We start from the raw sequence: 18,885 nt of genomic DNA, 5'->3' as shown, positions 1-18,885 counted from the left end.
TGCGCCACTGTCACATGCGCCCTATATCGCAGGGTCTGTTGACCCGAGGGAGAGCCATGTCCGACACGCCCTTCTACCTGATCGACGAGGCGCGCCTGCGCGAGAACATGCGCAAGATCGAGCGTCTGCGCGAGCGGTCCGGCGCGAAAGCCCTGCTGGCGCTGAAATGTTTCGCGACCTGGTCGGCCTTCGACATCATGAAGCCCTACATGGATGGCACGACCTCCAGCTCGCTGTTCGAGCTGCATCTGGGTCGTGAGAAATTCGGCAAGGAAACCCATGCCTATTCGGTCGCCTGGGCCGATCACGAGATCGACGAGGCTATCGGCTATGCCGACAAGATCATCTTCAACTCGCTGAGCCAGCTGGATCGCTTTGGCGACAAGGCCGCGCATATCGAACGTGGCCTGCGCCTGAACCCGCGGTTTTCGACCTCCGGTTTCGATCTGGCCGATCCGGCGCGGCCGTTCTCGCGTCTGGGCGAATGGGATGCCGAGCGGCTGGAAGCGGCGATGGACCGCATCTCGGGCGTGATGATCCACTACAATTGCGAGAACGCGGATTTCGCGCTGTTCGATCATCAGCTTTCCCGGATCGAGGCGGAGTTCGGCGATATCCTGAAGCGTCTGAAATGGGTGAGCCTCGGCGGCGGCATCCATTTCACCGGCGACGATTACCCGCTGGACGCGCTCGCCGACCGACTGAAGAAGTTCTCCGAGGATTTCGACGTGCAGGTCTATCTCGAGCCCGGCGAGGCGTCGATCACGCAGACCGCCTCGCTCGAGGTGACGGTGCTCGACATTCTCGATAACGGCAAGAAGATCGCCATCGTCGACAGCAGCATCGAGGCGCATATGCTCGATCTGCTCATCTATCGCGAGACCGCCAAGCTGCCGCAACACGGCGATTTTGAATACCAGATCGCGGGCAAGACCTGCCTCGCGGGCGACATCTTCGGCGAGGCGCGGTTCGACAAACCGCTCGAAATCGGCGACCGTATCTCGATTGCCGATGCCGCCGGTTACACGATGGTCAAGAAGAACTGGTTCAACGGCGTGGCGATGCCCGCCATCGCCATCCGCCGCGAAGATGGGAACATCGACCGGATTCGCGACTTCACCTATGAGGATTATCGCGCCTCATTGTCCTGAGGGCCCACAAGAGCCCCCTTCCCCTGTCCGCAGAAAAAGGAGACAGCCGAAGTGAAAAAGAACGTGCTCATCATCGGAGCGGGCGGCGTCGCCCAAGTCGTGGCGCATAAATGCGCGCAGAATAACGACATCCTTGGCGATCTGCATATCGCCTCGCGCACCAAATCGAAATGCGATGCCATCATCGACAGCGTGCGTGAAAAGGGCGCGATGAAGGTGGACGGCACGTTCGAGGCGCATGAGGTGGATGCGACCGATTCCGAGGCGGTGGCCGCGCTGATCCGCGAGACCGGATCCGAGATCGTGATCAACGTGGGCACCGCCTTCGTGAACATGCACGTGCTCGACGGCTGCATCGCGACGGGCGCCGCCTATATCGACACCGCGATCCATGAAGAGCCCGACAAGATCTGCGAAACCCCGCCGTGGTATGCCAATTACGAGTGGAAGAAGCGCGACCTGTGCACCGAGCATGGCGTGACCGCGATCCTCGGCGCGGGCTTCGATCCGGGCGTGGTGAATGCCTATGCGCGTTTCGCGATCGACCAGATGGACGAGGTGAAGTCGATCGACATCGTCGACATCAACGCAGGCTCGCACGGCAAGTATTTCGCGACCAATTTCGATCCCGAGATCAACTTCCGCGAATTCACCGGCGTCGTCTATTACTGGGAAGACCAGCAGTGGAAAGAGACGAGCATGTTCGCCTCGGGCCACAAATGGGATCTGCCCGTCGTCGGCCCGTCCCAGGCCTATCAGTCGGGCCATGACGAGGTGCATTCGCTGGCGACCAACTATCCGCAGGCCGATGTGCGCTTCTGGATGGGCTTCGGCGATCACTATATCAACGTCTTTACCGTGCTGAAGAACCTCGGCCTGCTGTCCGAACAGCCGGTGAAAACCGCGGAAGGTCTGGAAGTAGTGCCGCTGAAAGTGGTGAAGGCCGTGCTGCCCGACCCGTCGAGCCTCGCGCCCGATTACACCGGCAAGACCTGCATCGGCGATCTGGTGAAAGGCACCAAGGACGGCAAGGACGTGGAATATTTCGTCTATAACGTCGCCGATCACAAAGAGGCCTATGAGGAAGTCGGCTCGCAGGGCATCTCCTACACGGCGGGCGTGCCGCCGGTCGCCGCCGCGATCCTGATCGCGCAGGGCGACTGGGATGCGAAGACGATGAAAAACGTCGAAGAGATGGACCCCAAGCCCTTCTTCACCCAGCTCGACCGGATCGGTCTGCCCACCCGCGTGATGGTCGGCGGGCTCAAGGGCGAGGACAAGGGCTGGACCGAGCTTTAAGCGGTCGCACCAGAAACACGAAAGGCCCGCATCGCGCGGGCCTTTTTCATGTCTGATTGGCGATCCCGGCAGGATTCGAACCTGCAACCTGCCCCTTAGGAGGGGGCTGCTCTATCCAGTTGAGCCACGGGACCGCGCTGCGCCTTTGATGCCGCCAAAGAGCTTGTGGCGCAAGTCCATCGCTGCGCTGCAACAGAAAACCGCGCGCATATTCCTATGCCTGCGGGTCGTGCAGAAATTTCAGGATTTCGGGGGAAAGAAAGAAAAGGGAGCGCAAATTGGCCCACTGCGCCCCCTTTCGCATCCCTCGCCGTGACGAATCCGACACTGGCGCGGGTCGTTCCAGGTATCGGGCGGTGATTATCCGACCCTACAACCGTTAACGCTAACATACTTGGCATCATTCGCTTGCGCAAGGGAAATGTTTGGCGCTAACAAGAGGAGAACCTTGAGGAACCGCCCTTGTCTCGCCCTATCGAAACCCGCCGTCCTTTGACCCTGCGCGATGTCTCCGAAGCCTCTGGCGTCTCGGAGATGACCGTCAGTCGCGTGCTGCGCAATCGCGGCGATGTCTCTGATGCGACACGGGAAAAAGTCCTGCAGGCCGCGAAAGCGCTTGGCTATGTGCCCAACAAGATCGCGGGCGCGCTGGCCTCTCAGCGGGTGAACCTCGTGGCCGTGATCATCCCTTCGCTGTCGAACCTCGTCTTCCCGAAAGTGCTGTCGAGCGTGTCCGACGAGCTCGAGGATACCGGGCTGCAGCCGGTCGTCGGGGTGACGAATTACTCGCCCGAGAAGGAAGAGCAGGTTCTGTATGAGATGCTCTCGTGGCGCCCTTCGGGGGTGATCATCGCGGGGGTCGAGCACACGCCCGCCTCGCGCGCCATGCTGCAGAATGCGGGCATTCCGGTGGTCGAGATCATGGATGTCGATGGCGAGGGGATCGACTCGGTCGTGGGTATTTCGCATCGCCGCGCCGGGCTGCATATGGCCGAGGCGATCATCGCCGCGGGCTATCGCAAGATCGGGTTCCTCGGCACGAAAATGCCCGAGGATCATCGGGCGCGCAAACGGCTCGAAGGGTTCAAGGAAGGTCTCGCCAAGGCAGGGATCGAATTGGCCGACACCGAGTTCTACGCGGGTGGATCGGCGCTCGCGAAAGGGCGCGAGATGACGGAGACGATGCTCAAGCGCTCGCCCGATCTCGATTTCCTTTATTATTCCAACGACATGATCGGCGCGGGCGGTCTGCTCTGGTGCCTCGACAACGGCATCGACGTGCCGAACAAGATGGGTCTGGCCGGGTTCAACGGGCTGGAACTGCTCGACGGGTTGTCGGTGCGACTCGCCACGATGAATGCCTGCCGGGCTGAAATCGGCCGCAAGGCGGCGCAGATCATTTCGGGGCGCTCGCAAAGCGGGATGATCGGCGGCGAAGTGATCGAGCTGGAGCCGACCCTCGATCCGGGCGACACGATCCGTAAACGTTGATCGCAAGGCGGCGGCGCAAGCACTGCCTGCCTTTTAGCGCCGCGCACCCCAGCTGAGCGACGCGTATTGGCGCGTATAAAACTCGCCCAGAAGGCCGATCATCAGGATCGCGAGCCCTACATAGAGCGGGTATTCCCAGTTCGAGAAATGCGGATTGTAGTTGATGAAGGTGTAGCCCCGCGCCTGATCGATCGTGTGAAACAGCGGGTTCCAGTTGAACAGGATCAACATCTTGTGCGGCAGATTGTTGGCGAGGAACATCTTGCCCGAGGCGATCATGTTGGCGCGGGTATAGACCTGCTGGATTACGCTCACCACTTCGGGCGCCCAGGGCTTCGCCGCGAGCAGCACGACCCCGACCGCGAGCCCCGTGAACCAAGCCAGCAGCACCATCGCGAACGCGCCGACCCAGTCGTAAATCTCGATCGGTTTGAAGGCCGCGTGGTAGATGTAGAGCACCGTCACCATCGACAGCACCTGAATATAGAGCGCGCTGAGCGCCGCCGACGCGATCGATATCGCCGTGGTCATCGGCGCGTGTTTCATCATCGCCGATGTGGGCCCTTCCGACCCGAAGACCGCGCCGAGGGTCTTGGTGTGGGTCATGTACAGGAAGATGCCCGTCATGATGTAGAGCAGGAAATCGCCCCGCACCGAGCTCGACCGCATCCCGAGCACGCTGAACATGATGTAGAAAGAGATGACCAACAGCATCGTCTGAAACATGTTCAGCAACAGACCGATCAACGCATTCCCGTGGTTCTTGCGCAGATTGCGCACGGTGGCGTGATAAATCAGCTCCAGCAGGCTGAAGGTCGTGCCGAGCTTGGTCGTTTTCGTCTCTGGTCTGAACATGTCCCTGCCGATTCGGGCATCGTTGCGGCCCAAGCTAGGTCGGATTGCTTGCTCAACCCTTATCGCCGCATCATAAGGGGGGAGTTGGAGCATAGCAATTGGGCCTTAACAAGGCCGGGAGAGGCGTGACGATGGATTTCGAACATCTGATGCGAGTGATGCGGCGGCTGGCGCTCGAAGCAGGCGACAAGATCATGGAGATCTACGACTCGCCCGATTTCGAGGTGAAGTCGAAGTCGGATAACTCGCCGGTGACCGAGGCCGACGAGGCCGCCGACGCGCTGATTTCCGCGGGGCTGCGCGCCGAATTCCCCGATATGCCGCTCGTCACCGAAGAGCAGGCCGCGAGCCATTCGCAGGAGGTGTCGACCTTTCTGATCGTCGATCCGCTCGATGGCACGAAGGAATTCGTCAAGCGCCGCGGCGATTTCACTGTGAACATCGCCTATGTCGAGAACGGCAAGCCCGTGCGCGGCGTGGTCTACGCCCCCGCCAAGGGACGTCTGTTCTACACGCTGGCCGAGGGCCGCGCGGTCGAAGAGGATGGCCCCTTCGACAAGGAACGCCCCGGCAAGCAGCATCCGATCACCGTCTCGATGCCCGACAATCGCGGTCTGATGGTCGTAGCGTCGAAATCGCACCGCGATCAGGCGACCGACGATTACATCGGCAAATATGCGGTGAAGGACATGGCTTCGGCCGGGTCGTCGCTGAAGTTCTGCCTCGTCGCGACCGGCGAGGCCGATCTCTATCCGCGCCTCGGGCGCACGATGGAATGGGACACGGCAGCCGGTGACGCGGTTCTGCGCGGCGCGGGCGGCGAAATGATCCGCTTCGACGATCACGCACCCTTCACTTATGGCAAGCCGGGCTTCGAGAACCCGTTCTTCATCGCCTATGCCCCCGGCGTTCTCTTGGTGAAGTAATGTCGGTTCTGATCGTTATCCCGGCGCGCTACGCGTCGAGCCGTTATCCCGGCAAGCCGCTGGTCGAACTGACCGGCGCCACGGGCGAGAAAAAGACCCTGATCCAGCGCAGCTGGGAGGCCGCGACGCAGGTCGGCGGCGTCGACCGGGTCGTGGTAGCGACCGATGACGATCGTATCCGCGAGGCCTGCGAAGCCTTCGGCGCCGAGGTGGTGATGACCTCCGAGAGCTGCCGCAACGGGACCGAGCGCTGCGCGGAAGCGGCGGCGACCCTTGGCGGCGATTTCGACATCGTCGTGAACTTGCAGGGCGACGCACCGCTGACCCCCGCTTGGTTCATCGAAGACCTAGTGGCGGGCCTGCGCGCCAATGACTGGGCCGAGCTGGCCACCCCGGTGCTGCGCTGCGAAGGCGCGACGCTCAACAGCCTGCTGGAAGATCGCCAGAACGGGCGCGTCGGCGGCACGACGGCAGTGTTCGGCGCCGGCAATCGCGGGCTCTATTTCTCGAAAGAGGTTATTCCCTTCACCTCCGAGACTTACGCGGACGAAGCCCCCACGCCGGTGTTCCACCATGTGGGCGTCTATGCCTACCGGCCGGACACGCTGGCAGCCTATGCGGGCTGGCCGATCGGGCCTCTGGAAACCCTCGAAGGTCTGGAGCAGCTGCGCTTTCTGGAGAACGGTCGCGCAGTGCTCTGCGCAGAGGTCGAGTCGCGCGGACGGCAGTTCTGGGAACTCAACAATCCGTCAGATGTGGCCCGGATCGAATCCATGATGCTGCAGATGCAGCTTCCCTGAACGCACGCAATTTATCGCCTATCGCACTAAAAATGCGGTTTTTCACGGCATTGCACGAAACAATTTTCGCATTTGCAGCATTTCTTCCCACGGGAGTGCTCAACGCCAGAACCGGTCCCTTGTTGGATCACGGCTTTGGGGACACAATAAACCAACTTCTGACGATTTAATCGTAGCAACCCTATAGGTGACGAATGAAAAGCAAGGTGACGAAGGCGATCTTCCCGGTGGCCGGCCTCGGAACCCGCTTCCTCCCCGCGACGAAGTCGATCCCGAAAGAGATCCTCACGTTGGTGGACCGCCCGCTTATCCAATACGCCATCGACGAGGCGCGTGCGGCCGGTATCGAGGAATTCATCTTCGTCACCTCGCGCGGCAAATCGGCGCTCGAGGATTATTTCGACAACGCCCCCGAACTGGAAAGCGCATTGGCGCAAAAGGGCAAGACCGAAATCCTCGACGAGCTGCAGCAGACCAATATGGACAGCGGCGCGATTGCCTATGTCCGCCAGAACCAGCCGCTGGGTCTGGGCCACGCGGTCTGGTGTGCGCGTCGTCTCGTGCATGACGAAGCCTTCGCCGTGATCCTGACCGACGACGTCATCGCCGCCGACAAGCCCTGTCTGCAGCAGATGATGGAAGCCTATAACGAGACCGGCGGGAACTATGTCGCGGCGATGGAAGTGCCCGCCGACAAGACCGCGTCCTACGGGGTTCTGGATGTCGCCCCGGGCGACGGTCCGCGCCTGCAGGTCAACGGCATGGTCGAAAAGCCCAAGCCCGAGGATGCCCCCTCGAACCTCGCGGTGATCGGTCGCTACATCCTCACCCCGCGCATCATGTGGAACCTCGATGCGCGCAAGGCGGGTGCTGGCGGTGAAATCCAGCTGACCGACGCGATCGCGCAGGAAATCCATGGCGGCAACTCGGTCTATGGCTATCGCTTCGACGGGCAGCGCTACGATTGCGGCTCGAAGGCGGGCTTCCTGCAGGCGACGGTGGCTTTCGGCCTCCAGCGCCCGGATCTGAAGGATGAGTTCGGCGAATATCTCTCCGATCTTTCCGCGATGCGGCAGGCGGCTGAGTAAGCGATGCAGCAACATGTGTTGGTAACGGGTGGTGCGGGCTATATCGGCTCGCACGCCTGCAAAGCGCTGGCCGCGGCGGGCTATGTCCCGGTCTGCTTCGACAATTTCTCCACCGGCTGGAAAGAGGCGGTGAAGTTCGGCCCCGCCGAGGAGGGCGATCTTGCCGATCGTTCCCGCCTCGACGAGGTCTTCGCGAAATATCAGCCGATCGCGGTGATGCATTTCGCGGCGCTGAGCCTTGTCGGCGAGTCGATGCAGAACCCGTCGAAATACTGGCGCACCAACGTGAATTGCGCGCTGAATTTGATTGAAGCGGCCGTCGATGCGGGCTGCCGCAACTTCGTCTTCTCCTCGACCTGCGCGACCTATGGCGATCAGGACGGGGTGGTGCTGAACGAAGACACCGAACAGCGCCCGATCAATGCCTATGGCGGCTCGAAACGGGCCATCGAAGACATGCTGCGCGATTTCGGCGCGAGCCACGGGCTGAACTCGGTGATCTTCCGCTATTTCAACGTGGCGGGCGCCGATCCCGACGCGGAGGTCGGCGAGCAGCACATCCCCGAGACGCATCTGATTCCGCTGATGCTGGATGCCATCGCGGGCAAACGTCCGGCGCTCACCGTGTTCGGCTCGGATTACGCGACGCGCGACGGCACATGCATTCGCGATTACGTCCATGTCTCCGATCTGGTCGATGCGCATGTTCTGGGTCTGAAATGGCTCGAGGACGGTAAACCCTCGCGGGTGTTCTGCCTTGGCTCGGGCAACGGGTTCTCGGTGCGCGAAGTGATCGACGCCTCGCGCGCGGTGACCAATCAAGACGTCCCGATTGTCGAAGGCGACCGTCGTCCCGGCGATGCGGCGGCGCTGGTGTCGGGCTCGAAACGGGCGACCGAGGAGCTTGGCTGGCAGCCGAAGCGGTCGGACCTGTCCACCATGATTTCCGATGCATGGCGTTGGCATCAGGCGGCAGAGTATGAATACTGACCCCGAGGTAGGGTCAGGAGAATGAATGCCATCGCGCCATGAGCTTTGGGAGAGCTACAGGTTGCGCCTCAAGCGCAAGCATTTCCTGTGGCGCGCCCTGCGCAAACGGCACCAGCTCGACCCCGTCACCAACCGCACGGGCAAGATAAAGCCCGGCGCGATCCTCGCCTTCGCGGTGATGCGCAACGAGGCGCGGCGGCTTCCCTTCTTTCTCAAGCATTACCGCAAGCTCGGCGTGGATCACTTCCTGATCGTCGACAATGGCAGCACGGATGACACCGCCGCGCTCTTGGCCGAGGCGCGCGACGTGTCGCTGTGGCAGACGTCGGGCAGCTACCGGGCCTCGCGCTTCGGGCTCGATTGGGTGACATGGCTGATGCTGCGCTACGGGCACGATCACTGGTGCCTGACCGTCGATGCGGATGAGCTGCTGATCTACCCTTATCACGACAGCCGCCCCCTGCCCGCGCTGACCGACTGGCTCGACCGGTCGGAGCAATGCAGTTTCCCGGCCATGATGCTCGACCTCTACCCGAAAGGGCCGCTGGGCGCGCAGCGCTACGAGGCGGGGCAGGATCCGCGCAAGATCCTGAGCTGGTTCGATGCCGGGAACTACATGATCACCCAGCAGGCACAGACCGATGCGTTGTGGATCCAAGGCGGGGCACGGGCGCGGGCGTTTTTCCCCGACAGCCCGCGCCAATCGCCGACCCTGTCGAAGATCCCGCTGGTGCGCTGGCACAGGCGATGGGCCTATCTGAACTCGACCCATGCGCTGCTGCCGCGCCACCTGAACCAGACCTACGACACACAGGGCGGCGAGGCGATTTCGGGGCTACTGCTGCACACGAAGTTTCTCGACGAGATCGTGGACAAGTCGAAGGAGGAGAAATCGCGTGGCGAGCATTTCGGCCAGCCCGCGGAATTCGACCAGTATTACGACGCGCTGGCCGCCGATCCGGAGCTCTGGACGCCGCATTCGACGCGGCTAGGCGACTGGCGGCAATTGGAGGCGCAGGGGCTGATGTCGCGCGGCGGCTGGATGTGAACTTGTTGACTTGGAGGCAACATTGCTGACGCAAGCGTTAGGCGTGGCCTTCTCAGCTGCGCGCAAACCGGGTAAGTATCGGAAGATATTGATAAGCCGTTGAAAACTTGCCGATTTGAACAGGGCGACCTTTAACGATTTGAGAACTACGCTGCGAGTAGCAAGGGACCAGTGCGGCACGAAATGACCGCGACGTCGGAGAGGGACGGGTATTGGGACTGAGAGAGATCGCCAGGCTGCGCCGTAAACGCAGAATTCGGCAGATTCGGGCTTTCCGCAAAAGCCGCGAACTCTCTCTCTATTCCGACCACACCGGCGACATCCGCCCCGAGGATATCCTCGTCTTCGTCACCGCCCGCAACGAACGCATCCGCCTGCCCTATTTCCTGCGCTACTACCGCGAAATGGGCGTCGGGCACTTCCTGTTTGTCGACAACGGCAGCGACGATGGCAGCGCCGAGTATCTCGCCCAGCAGGAGGATTGCTCGGTCTGGCACACGGACGCCTCCTACAAGGCGTCGAATTTCGGCATCGACTGGATGAACTGGCTGCTGCGCAAATACGGCACCGGGCATTGGACGCTGACGCTCGATCCGGACGAGTTCTTCGTCTACCCGTTCTGCGACACGCGGCCCATTCAGGCGCTGACCGACTGGCTCGATACTTATGGCATCCGGTCTTTTCCGGCGATGCTGCTCGATATGTATCCGAAAGGGCCGATCGACGCGCAGCCCTATCGCGAGGGGCAGAACCCGTTCGATCTGGCCTGCTGGTTCGATGCGGGCAATTACATGATCTCGCCGAATCCCGAGACCAACAATCTGTGGATTCAAGGCGGGCCCCGGGCGCGCATCTTCTTTCCCGACGCGCCCAAGAAGGCCCCCTCGCTCAACAAGATCCCGCTCGTCAAATGGGAGCGTGGGAACGTCTATATCTCCTCGACCCATGCGCTGCTGCCGCGTGGTCTGAACCAAGTATACGACACGATTGGCGGCGAGATGGTCTCGGGCTGCCTGCTGCATGCGAAGTTCCTCTCGCCGCTGACCGACAAGGTCGATGAAGAGCTGGAGCGCAAACAGCATTACGCGGGATCGCGCGAATATCACGCCTATGCCCGCACGATCTCAAAAGAGCCCGTTTTGTGGTGCAAATGGTCTGAGAAATATATCAACTGGCGCCAGCTCGAGATCCTCGGGCTGATGTCGAAGGGCAATTGGGCGTGAGGAAACGAGGCGCGTGACAGTCGGATTCATCATGATGTGCCACACCGCGCTCGACCGGGCCGCGCAGGTCGCGCGGTTCTGGTCGGAGGGCGGATCGCCCGTGGTGATCCATGTCGATGCCCGCGTGACCTCGCACGACTATAACGGCTTCAAGAAGATGCTCGCCGATCTGGAGAATGTCTCCTTCTCACGGCGCTACAAATGCGACTGGGGCACCTGGTCGCTGGTCGCCGCCAGCCAAGCCGCGGCCGAGCAGATGCTGGCGCTGCATGACGACGTGCGCCACGTCTATCTGGCGTCGGGCTCCTGCCTGCCGCTGCGCCCGCTGCACGAGCTGACCGACTATCTCGACGCGCGGCCCTATACCGATTTCATCGAGAGCGTGACCACCACGGAAGTCGGCTGGACCGTGGGCGGGATCGACATCGAACGCTTCACGCTGCGCTTCCCGTTTTCGTGGAAAAAGCAGCGGCGCATGTTCGACCGCTATGTCGAGTTTCAGCGCCGCGTCGGCTTCAAACGGCGCATCCCCGACGGGCTGGTGCCGCATCTGGGCAGCCAATGGTGGTGCCTGACGCGCCAGACGCTGTCGGCCATTCTGGAAGACCCCGATCGCGCGCTTTACGACCGCTATTTCAAGCGCGTCTGGATTCCGGATGAGAGCTATTTCCAGACCCTCGCAAGGCTCTATTCCACCTCGATCGAGAGCCGGTCGCTGACGCTGACCAAGTTCGATTTTCAGGGCAAGCCGCATATCTTCTACGACGATCACCTGCAGCTCCTGCGGCGGTCGGATTGCTTCGTGGCGCGGAAAATCTGGCCCAAGGCGGACAAGCTTTACCGGACCTTCCTCGACAAAAGCCCCGGGCGGTCCGTCATGGCGGAGCCGAACCCGGCCAAGATCGACCGGCTGTTTTCCAAGTCGATCGAGCGGCGCACGCGCGGGCGGCCGGGCCTCTACATGCAAAGCCGGTTTCCCAAGAAGGACCACGAGAACGGCAAGACTTCGGCACCCTATTCGATCTTCCACGGCTTTTCGGATCTCTTCGAGAATTTCGACGGCTGGCTCGCGAAATATGTGGGCGCGCGGGTGCATGGCCATCTCTACGCCCCCGAGCGCGCCGAATTCGCCGGCAACGAGCGGATGTTCAACGGCTGCCTGACCGACGACGCGGCGCTGCGCGACTACAACCCGCGGGCTTTTCTCACGAACCTGATCTGGAACTCGCGCGGGGAGCGGCAATGCTACATGTTCTCGCCGCGCGACAATCAGGCGAATAACTGGTTCACCGCGACCGATCCGAATGCGCAAATCTCGGTCATCACCGGGGCCTGGGCGCTGCCTCTGTCGCGCAAGAACGAGAATTTCGCGACGATCCGGCGCGAGGCCGCGATGTTGCAGAAACGCGAGCTGGAGCATCTGGAGATCCTGCGCTCGATGTATGTGAAGGCGCGCGTGCGAATCTGGACCGTCGCGGATTTCATCGAGAACCCGATGGAGCCCCTGCAGACCATCATCGACGAGATCAGCCCCCGCGCGACCCGTCGCCTGACCGAAGCGCCGCAGATGGTCGATCTGTCGGGGTTCAACCAATTCCTGCAAAATCTAAAGAACCAGGGGATGCAGCCGCTCGTGATGGGGGATTTCCCGCTCGAGCAAAGCGGGCAGCGCGATGCCGCCAGCCGCCGCGGCCGCCCCTATCTGGTGAAATAAGACATGCCCAAATTTGACAGTTTCGTCGTCTTCGCCGAGATGCGCACCGGCTCCAATCTGCTGGAAGCTGCGCTGAACGATCTCGACGGCGTGACCTGCCACGGCGAGGCGTTCAATCCGGCGCTGATCGGCTATCCCAACCGCAAGGAGCTGGTTGGCGTCACCAAGGCGCAGCGCGATGACGACCCGCTGACGCTATGGGCCGCGATCAAATCGCAGGACGGGCTGAACGGCTGCCGCTATTTCCACGATCACGACCCGCGGATGCTCGCCGTCTTCGTGAACGATCCGAAATGCGCGAAGATCGTGCTGACCCGCAATCCGATCGAGAGCTATGTCAGCCTGATGATCGCGCGCGCCACGGGCCAGTGGAAGCTGGGCGATGCGAAGCACCGCAAGGCCACGAAGGCGCGCTTCGACGCCGAGGAGTTCGAGGCGCATCTGGAAGGGCTGCAGGATTTTCAGGTGACTTTGCTAAACGCGCTGCAGCGCTCGGGGCAGACGGCCTTCTATATCGATTACGAGGATGCGCAGTCGGTCGAGGTGCTCAACGGTCTCGCGAATTGGTTGGGCGTCGCGGGGCGACTCGACAAGCTGCCCGAGACCCTGAAGGTGCAGAACCCCGAGCCGCTCGAGGCGAAGGTCGCGAATTTCCCGGGGATGGAAGTATCGCTGGCGCGGCTCGACCGGTTCAACCTGTCGAAGACCCCGAATTTCGAGCCCCGGCGCGGTCCCGGCGTGCCCGGTTTCATCGCGAGCGAGGCGGGGTTGCTTTATATGCCGCTCCGGCCCGCGATGGATGCGCCGATCCGCGACTGGCTGGCGGAGACCGGCGAACTGGTCGAAGGGTTCAGCCAGAAGACCCTGCGTCAGTGGAAACGTCGCCATCCCGGCCATCGCAGCTTCACCGTGCTGCGCCACCCGCTGATGCGCGCGCATCTCGCGTTCAACGTGGTGCTCAACTGGGACAATATGGACGAGACCCGCGCCGTCCTGCGTCAAAGTTACAAGTTGCCGATCCCGAAGGAGGGGCAGAGCATCGCGCAAGGCGACTATGCCGAGGCGCTGATCGCTTTCCTGGGCTGGCTCAAATCCAATCTCGCGAACCAGACGAGCCTGCCGGTGAATACGCTCTGGGCAACGCAATCGGCGGCGCTTCAGGGGATCGGCCAGTTCGCCCTGCCCGACCTTCTGGTGCGCGAGGAGCGGATCGCGGAGGATTTCGCCTATCTCGCCAACATGGCCGGGGTGGAGGCTCCTGCCTTCGCGCCGGGCGAGACCGACACCGCGCCGATCAAGCTCACCGATATCTGGACGCCTGACCTCGAGGCGGCCGCGCGCGAGACCTATACGCGCGACATGATGCAGTTCGGCTTCGGCAACTGGCGCGACTGAGCCTGCGCCACGAAAAAAGCGCGCCGGGCGGACCGACGCGCTTTTTCGAATTTCATTCGAGACCGGTTCAGGCCGCCTGACGGCTCTGCGCCTCGGTCAGCACCGCGTGCAGCGTCGACGGATCGGTATTCGCCCGCAGCTTCTCGCAGGTTTCCGGATCGCGCATCGTGCGCGACACGAGGGCCAGCGCCTTAAGATGCTCGACCCCGGAATCCTTCGGCGCGAAGAGCGCGAAGACCAGATCGACCGGCAGCCGGTCCACCGCATCGAAATCGAGCGGCTTTTCCAGACGCAGGAAGACACCCACGACTTCGCTCAGCCCGTCGAGCCGCGCATGCGGAAGCGCAACGCCGTGGCCGACACCGGTCGGCCCGAGGCTTTCACGCTCCTGCAGCGCATCGACAGTCTCTGCGGCGTCGATCTTGTAGCACGCCGCCGCGATGTCACCGAGATCCTGAAACAGGCGTTTCTTGCTCGTGACATTCGACAGCACTTTGACCGCGCCAGGCACGAGAAGTTTAGATAGGTCCATGAACTCGTCTACTCCGCGCCCGTTCCGGGCCGCTCATTTGCTGTTGCGCGGGTCGATCCAGCCGACATTGCCGTCTTCACGCCGATGAACGACGTTGACCCCGCCATGTTTCTCGTTGCGGAAGACGAGTAGCGACGCATCAGACAGCTCCATCTGCATGACCGCTTCACCGACCGAGAGAGTGGGAACCTTGGTTTCCATCTCGGCTACGATCATCGGAGCGCCTTCGTGCGTCTCGCCGGTATCGTCATCCTCTTCCGAGGCGAGCACATATAGACCTGCAGCTTCGAATTCAACTGGTTCAGCACGGTCGCGGTGATGATCTTTCAATCTGCGCTTGTGACGCCGCAGTTGCTTGTCCATCTTTTCGCGCGCCGCATCGAAGGCCGCATAGATTTCCGTGGCATGACCCTTGGCCGAAGCGGTGAGCCCGGTCGACAGGTGCACCGTCGCCTCGCAAATAAACTCATGCGCATCGCGCGAGAAGGTGATCTGCGCATCGGTGGGACGCTGCATGTATTTCTCGGCGACCTCGCCCAACTCCGACTTGACGTGAGATTGCAGGGCCTCTCCGACATCGATTTGTTTGCCGGTGATTTGGTAACGCATGGATTTCCTCCTTCACGCATTGGGCCAGTGACCCCAGCCTTTGGGCTGAGGTGTTTCGGGCCGGTTAATCTCTTGAAAAGTCGCGTTGAGTCTGAATTCGCCCGGGCCCTCTTTCGGGGACCTTCCGCGCGCCGGACCCCTCTCGGGGGCCGCAAGCGCGCCCGGGGAGTGGGGGCGAACATTACGCATCTCTTATGTATTTGGGGATGGATCGTGGGGGGTGTCAACGGGTCTCCCTCGCTGCAGTGCAAAACTGCCGGTAGGCGGAGGCACCCGGCAGTGATCCGCGGATCACGATCAGAGGATGCGGAAGTGCTGGCCGAGATAGACGCGGCGCACGTTTTCGTCCTGCACAACCTCTTCCGCAGTGCCCGACATCAGCACCGTCCCGTCGTGCAGAATATAGGCCCGATCCACGATCTCGAGCGTTTCGCGCACATTGTGATCGGTGATCAAAACCCCGATACCCCGATCTTTCAGCTGTGCGACGAGCGCGCGAATCTCCGACACGGCGATCGGATCGACGCCAGCGAAGGGTTCGTCCAGCAACAGATATTTCGGATCGGCGGCCAGACAGCGTGCGATTTCGCAGCGCCGGCGTTCGCCCCCCGACAGCGCCAGCGCAGGCGCCTGACGCAGATGGCCGATCGAGAAATCGCCCAGAAGTTCTTCCAGCCGCTCGCGGCGGGTATGGGGATCGGATTCCGCCACCTCCAGCACCGCCATAATGTTCTCTTCGACCGAAAGCCCGCGGAAAATCGAGGCTTCCTGCGGCAGATAGCCGATCCCAAGCCGCGCGCGGCGATACATCGGCAAGCCCGTCACATCGCGCCCGTCGATCAGAACCTCGCCCGCATCGGGGCGGATCAGACCGGCGATATTGTAAAAACAGGTGGTTTTCCCCGAACCGTTCGGTCCGAGAAGCGCGACGACCTCACCACGCGACAGGTCGAGCGAGACGTCGCGAATCACGGGGCGGCGCTTGTAGCTCTTGCGCAGACCCCGGACCTGCAAACCGCCTTGGCCCGCGACCGGGGCCAGCCCGGTGTCGCTTTTGACGGCGTCCTCGGTCATCACTTGCTCCCGGCGGGCTTCAGAAGCGTGCGCACACGCCCGTCCATCGTGCCGGCGCCGGTGCTCAGATCGACATTGAGCTTGTTGCCCGACATCACGTTGTCGCCTTGGGTCAGCAGCACGTTGCCGGTCATCACGACGGTGCCCGCCTTCACGTCGTAGACGGCTTCCTCGGCCTCTGCCGCCTCGGTGGGCGAAACCAGCGTGACGCCGCCCGTTGCGTGCAGCCGGGTGATCTCGGAGCGTTTGTCGCTGGCGTAGAACACCTCAAGCTCAGCGGCTTTCATGTGCATGTCGCCCTGCGTGACCTCCACGTTGCCGGAGAACACTGCCTGGCCGCTTTCCTGATTGACGTTGAGCGAGTCGGCCGTGACTTCGACCGGGGCCGTCTTGTCGGCGCGCAGCCCGCCGAAATCGACGCTTTGCGCCATCACGAGAACCGGGAACGAAACCGCCATCGCACAGGCGGTGAAAAAACGCGCTCGAAACATCCACACCCTCATTGTTGCGGCTGATATACCAGCTTCACACCCTGTTTGAAAACAAGATCGTGACTGCTGCCATCCGCCGTCGGGACCATCTGCATATAGCCCGCATCGAGCGTTCCGAAAGGGGACGTCCCATGGATCGGGCCGGGCGAGGTCAGGATACTGCTATCGGCCTGCAACTCGACCTTGTCGGAGTTCACCCGGTAACCATCGGAGGTCTGCATCGCGACCTTGCCGGTCAGGTCGATCCGGTTCGAATTGGGCTGGAATAGACCCTCATTCGCGCTCAGATCGGTCACATGGCCATCGGGTGCGGTCAGCTTCGCCGCGACCTGATCGGCACTTGCACCCTGATCCTGCGAGGGCTGGGTGCGCGCCATTGCTGCGGTCACCGAGAGCGTCGCGCCGGTATCGGTCACGCCGGAATATTCGGGCCGGGTGACCGCATTTTCGCGCGCGAGTTTCTCGACATCGACCTTGGCATAGGGGATCGCGGCGCTCGGATCGATCCGGCGCGAGACGAGAAAGATCGTCGACAACAGCGCCAGCGCGAGCAGCGGCAGGACGATCTTCGCCCAGGTCACCAGTCGCGTATGGCTGTTGTCGTACATCATCAGACGATCCCGGCCCTCAGGCAGTCATGGATTTGCAGGAAGCCCACGGGCTTTTCGTCTTCGACCACGAAAAGCGCGGTGATCTTGCGCTCGTTCATCTGCGCCACGGCGGCCTCGGCCAGTTGTCCGGGCGCGATGGTGCGCGGATTGGCGGTCATCACCTCGGAGACCTTGTGCTCCAGCAGCCCCTGCATATGGCGCCGCAAATCGCCGTCGGTGACGATCCCGGTCAGACGCCCGGCCTCATCGGTGACGCCGACCACGCCAAAGCCCTTCTGGCTCATCATCAAGAGCGCATCGGGCATCGGCGTGTCTTCCGCCACCAGCGGCATATCGCGATGCATCAGATCCGAGACTTTCGACAGGCGCGCGCCCAGCTTGCCGCCCGGATGGAAGGTGCGGAAATGCTCGGCGGTGAATTCGCGATGCTCCATCAGCGCGACGGCCAGCGCATCGCCCAGCGCGAGCGTCATCGTCGTCGAGGTCGTGGGCACAACGCCCGTGCCGCAGGCTTCTTCGGCCTTGGGCAGCACCAGCGCCAGATCGGCCTGCCGCAGCAGGGTCGAGTCCGGGCGGCTCGCGACACCGATCAGCGGGATCTGAAAGCGCCGCGTATGGGCGATCAGGTCGGCCAGCTCCGGCGTCTCCCCGGAATTCGACAGAACCAGCGCCAGATCGTGCCGGGTGACCATGCCCAGATCGCCGTGGCTCGCCTCCGCCGGATGCACGAAATGCGCGGGCGTCCCGGTGGAGGCCAGCGTCGCCGCGATCTTGCGCCCGATATGGCCCGATTTCCCCATGCCGGAGACGATCACGCGCCCCTCGGTCTTGAGTATCATCGCCACCGCGCGCGAGAACTCGCCATCGAGGCTCGCCGCCAAGGCTTCCAGCCCGGCGACCTCGATGCCGATCACGCGGCGGGCGACGTCGGAATAATCAGTGGTGGAAGATGTCATTGGGTTCATCCCAGCCCAGCAGGTCGAGCTTCGCACGCGTCGGCAGGAAATCGAAACAGGCCTGCGCCAGCCCGAGCCGGTTCTCGCGCTCGAGCCGCGCCACGAGTTCGGCCTTGATCTGGTGCAGGTAGAGCACGTCGGAGGCCGCATATTCCATCTGCGCGTCGGTCAGCTCCGCCGCACCCCAGTCCGAGCTTTGCTGCTGCTTGGAGATGTCGACGCCGACGAGCTCCTGAACCAGCACTTTCAGCCCGTGGCGATCGGTAAAGGTCCGCACCATCTTCGAGGCGATCTTGGTGCAGAAGACCGGCTTCGTCTCCACCCCGAACGCATTGTAGAGCGCGGCGACGTCGAAGCGCGCGAAGTGGAACAGCTTCTCCACCGACGGATCGGCCAGCATGCGGCACAGGTTCGGCGCTTCGGTCTGACCTTGGGCGATCTTCACCAGATGCGCGTCGCCATCGCCCGCCGAAAGCTGCACGAGGCAGAGCCGGTCGCGGCGGGGGTCGAGGCCCATCGTCTCGGAGTCGATGGCCACGACGGGACCGAGATCGAGCCCGTCGGGAAGGTCGTTTTGATGCAGGTGGATTGCCACGGCGTGTCCTTCTTTAACGTCTTGCCGGGCATATAAG

Annotated in this window: 19 protein-coding genes and 1 tRNA gene; 11 read left to right on the top strand and 9 right to left on the bottom strand. The window is 62.3% G+C overall.

What is annotated here, in order from left to right; translation table 11 throughout:
• Positions 1–56: 56 nt before the first annotated feature.
• Entirely contained in the window at positions 57–1,151 is a 1,095-nt protein-coding gene (gene nspC / locus B3D39_RS17260; RefSeq protein ID WP_274962343.1) for a carboxynorspermidine decarboxylase, read from the top strand.
• Between the two features lie 51 nt (positions 1,152–1,202).
• Entirely contained in the window at positions 1,203–2,450 is a 1,248-nt protein-coding gene (locus B3D39_RS17255) for a saccharopine dehydrogenase family protein (protein ID WP_274962344.1), read from the top strand.
• Positions 2,451–2,507: 57 nt separating this feature from the next.
• Here B3D39_RS17255 and B3D39_RS17250 read toward each other — a convergent pair.
• Positions 2,508–2,584: transfer RNA gene (locus B3D39_RS17250), tRNA-Arg, on the bottom strand.
• A 328-nt stretch (positions 2,585–2,912) separates the two neighbouring features.
• Between B3D39_RS17250 and B3D39_RS17245 the strand changes: the two genes are divergently transcribed.
• Positions 2,913–3,941 carry a LacI family DNA-binding transcriptional regulator gene (locus tag B3D39_RS17245; RefSeq protein ID WP_256376242.1) on the top strand — a complete coding sequence of 343 codons (1,029 nt, stop codon included), beginning with the start codon at positions 2,913–2,915 and terminating at the stop codon, positions 3,939–3,941.
• A 33-nt stretch (positions 3,942–3,974) separates the two neighbouring features.
• Here the strand turns inward: B3D39_RS17245 and B3D39_RS17240 are convergent, their stop codons facing one another.
• Entirely contained in the window at positions 3,975–4,796 is an 822-nt protein-coding gene (locus B3D39_RS17240) for an ABC transporter permease (RefSeq protein WP_274962345.1), read from the bottom strand.
• Between the two features lie 131 nt (positions 4,797–4,927).
• Between B3D39_RS17240 and cysQ the strand changes: the two genes are divergently transcribed.
• From cysQ to B3D39_RS17200, 8 genes are all read left to right on the top strand, one after another.
• Positions 4,928–5,722 carry a 3'(2'),5'-bisphosphate nucleotidase CysQ gene (gene cysQ, locus B3D39_RS17235; RefSeq protein WP_078522200.1) on the top strand — a complete coding sequence of 265 codons (795 nt, stop codon included), beginning with the start codon at positions 4,928–4,930 and terminating at the stop codon, positions 5,720–5,722.
• Positions 5,722–6,522, top strand: a complete 801-nt coding sequence (locus B3D39_RS17230; RefSeq protein WP_274962346.1) for a 3-deoxy-manno-octulosonate cytidylyltransferase — start codon at positions 5,722–5,724, stop codon at positions 6,520–6,522. The genes cysQ and B3D39_RS17230 overlap by 1 nt, the downstream gene beginning before the upstream one ends.
• A gap of 194 nt (positions 6,523–6,716) precedes the next feature.
• On the top strand, positions 6,717–7,610 hold the full coding sequence (gene galU, locus B3D39_RS17225) for a UTP--glucose-1-phosphate uridylyltransferase GalU (RefSeq protein WP_078522198.1): 894 nt from the start codon (positions 6,717–6,719) through the stop codon (positions 7,608–7,610).
• A gap of 3 nt (positions 7,611–7,613) precedes the next feature.
• Positions 7,614–8,600, top strand: a complete 987-nt coding sequence (gene galE / locus B3D39_RS17220) for a UDP-glucose 4-epimerase GalE (protein ID WP_078605921.1) — start codon at positions 7,614–7,616, stop codon at positions 8,598–8,600.
• 25 nt (positions 8,601–8,625) lie between these two features.
• Positions 8,626–9,648 (top strand): glycosyltransferase family 2 protein, encoded by a 1,023-nt coding sequence (locus B3D39_RS17215; protein WP_274962347.1) that lies wholly within the window; start codon positions 8,626–8,628, stop codon positions 9,646–9,648.
• 212 nt (positions 9,649–9,860) lie between these two features.
• Complete coding sequence (locus B3D39_RS17210; protein WP_274962348.1) at positions 9,861–10,871, top strand: glycosyltransferase family 2 protein; 1,011 nt, start codon at positions 9,861–9,863, stop codon at positions 10,869–10,871.
• A gap of 13 nt (positions 10,872–10,884) precedes the next feature.
• Positions 10,885–12,585 (top strand): beta-1,6-N-acetylglucosaminyltransferase, encoded by a 1,701-nt coding sequence (locus B3D39_RS17205; protein ID WP_274962349.1) that lies wholly within the window; start codon positions 10,885–10,887, stop codon positions 12,583–12,585.
• 3 nt (positions 12,586–12,588) lie between these two features.
• Complete coding sequence (locus B3D39_RS17200; RefSeq protein WP_274962350.1) at positions 12,589–13,980, top strand: nodulation protein NodH; 1,392 nt, start codon at positions 12,589–12,591, stop codon at positions 13,978–13,980.
• Between the two features lie 67 nt (positions 13,981–14,047).
• Here the strand turns inward: B3D39_RS17200 and B3D39_RS17195 are convergent, their stop codons facing one another.
• The 7 genes from B3D39_RS17195 to B3D39_RS17165 all read right to left on the bottom strand — a co-directional run bounded on the left by B3D39_RS17195 (position 14,048) and on the right by B3D39_RS17165 (position 18,848).
• Positions 14,048–14,512, bottom strand: coding sequence for a PTS sugar transporter subunit IIA (locus B3D39_RS17195; protein WP_078522192.1), 465 nt, complete (start codon positions 14,510–14,512; stop codon positions 14,048–14,050).
• Between the two features lie 33 nt (positions 14,513–14,545).
• Positions 14,546–15,121 carry a ribosome hibernation-promoting factor, HPF/YfiA family gene (gene hpf / locus B3D39_RS17190; RefSeq protein WP_078522191.1) on the bottom strand — a complete coding sequence of 192 codons (576 nt, stop codon included), beginning with the start codon at positions 15,119–15,121 and terminating at the stop codon, positions 14,546–14,548.
• Between the two features lie 297 nt (positions 15,122–15,418).
• Positions 15,419–16,195 (bottom strand): LPS export ABC transporter ATP-binding protein, encoded by a 777-nt coding sequence (gene lptB / locus B3D39_RS17185; protein WP_274962351.1) that lies wholly within the window; start codon positions 16,193–16,195, stop codon positions 15,419–15,421.
• The gene (gene lptA, locus B3D39_RS17180; RefSeq protein ID WP_078570664.1) at positions 16,195–16,686 is read right to left on the bottom strand and encodes a lipopolysaccharide transport periplasmic protein LptA; all 492 of its coding nucleotides are present in this window, start codon (positions 16,684–16,686) and stop codon (positions 16,195–16,197) included. Before lptA ends, lptB begins: the two co-directional genes overlap by 1 nt.
• 8 nt (positions 16,687–16,694) lie before the next feature.
• Positions 16,695–17,297: an LPS export ABC transporter periplasmic protein LptC gene (gene lptC, locus B3D39_RS17175; RefSeq protein ID WP_274962352.1), complete on the bottom strand. Its 603-nt coding sequence runs from the start codon at positions 17,295–17,297 to the stop codon at positions 16,695–16,697.
• Complete coding sequence (locus tag B3D39_RS17170; RefSeq protein ID WP_083076653.1) at positions 17,297–18,253, bottom strand: KpsF/GutQ family sugar-phosphate isomerase; 957 nt, start codon at positions 18,251–18,253, stop codon at positions 17,297–17,299. The genes lptC and B3D39_RS17170 overlap by 1 nt, the downstream gene beginning before the upstream one ends.
• A complete protein-coding gene (locus B3D39_RS17165; RefSeq protein ID WP_078522186.1) occupies positions 18,234–18,848 on the bottom strand; it encodes a ribonuclease D in 615 nt (204 codons plus the stop codon). Before B3D39_RS17165 ends, B3D39_RS17170 begins: the two co-directional genes overlap by 20 nt.
• Positions 18,849–18,885: the final 37 nt, after the last annotated feature.

The organism is Thioclava sp. UBA3469 (assembly GCF_002378135.1).
GTDB classification, from domain to species: Bacteria; Pseudomonadota; Alphaproteobacteria; order Rhodobacterales; family Rhodobacteraceae; genus Thioclava; species Thioclava sediminum.
Note: the sequence above shows the minus strand (reverse complement) of the source record. Positions and strands in the feature narration are given on the sequence as shown.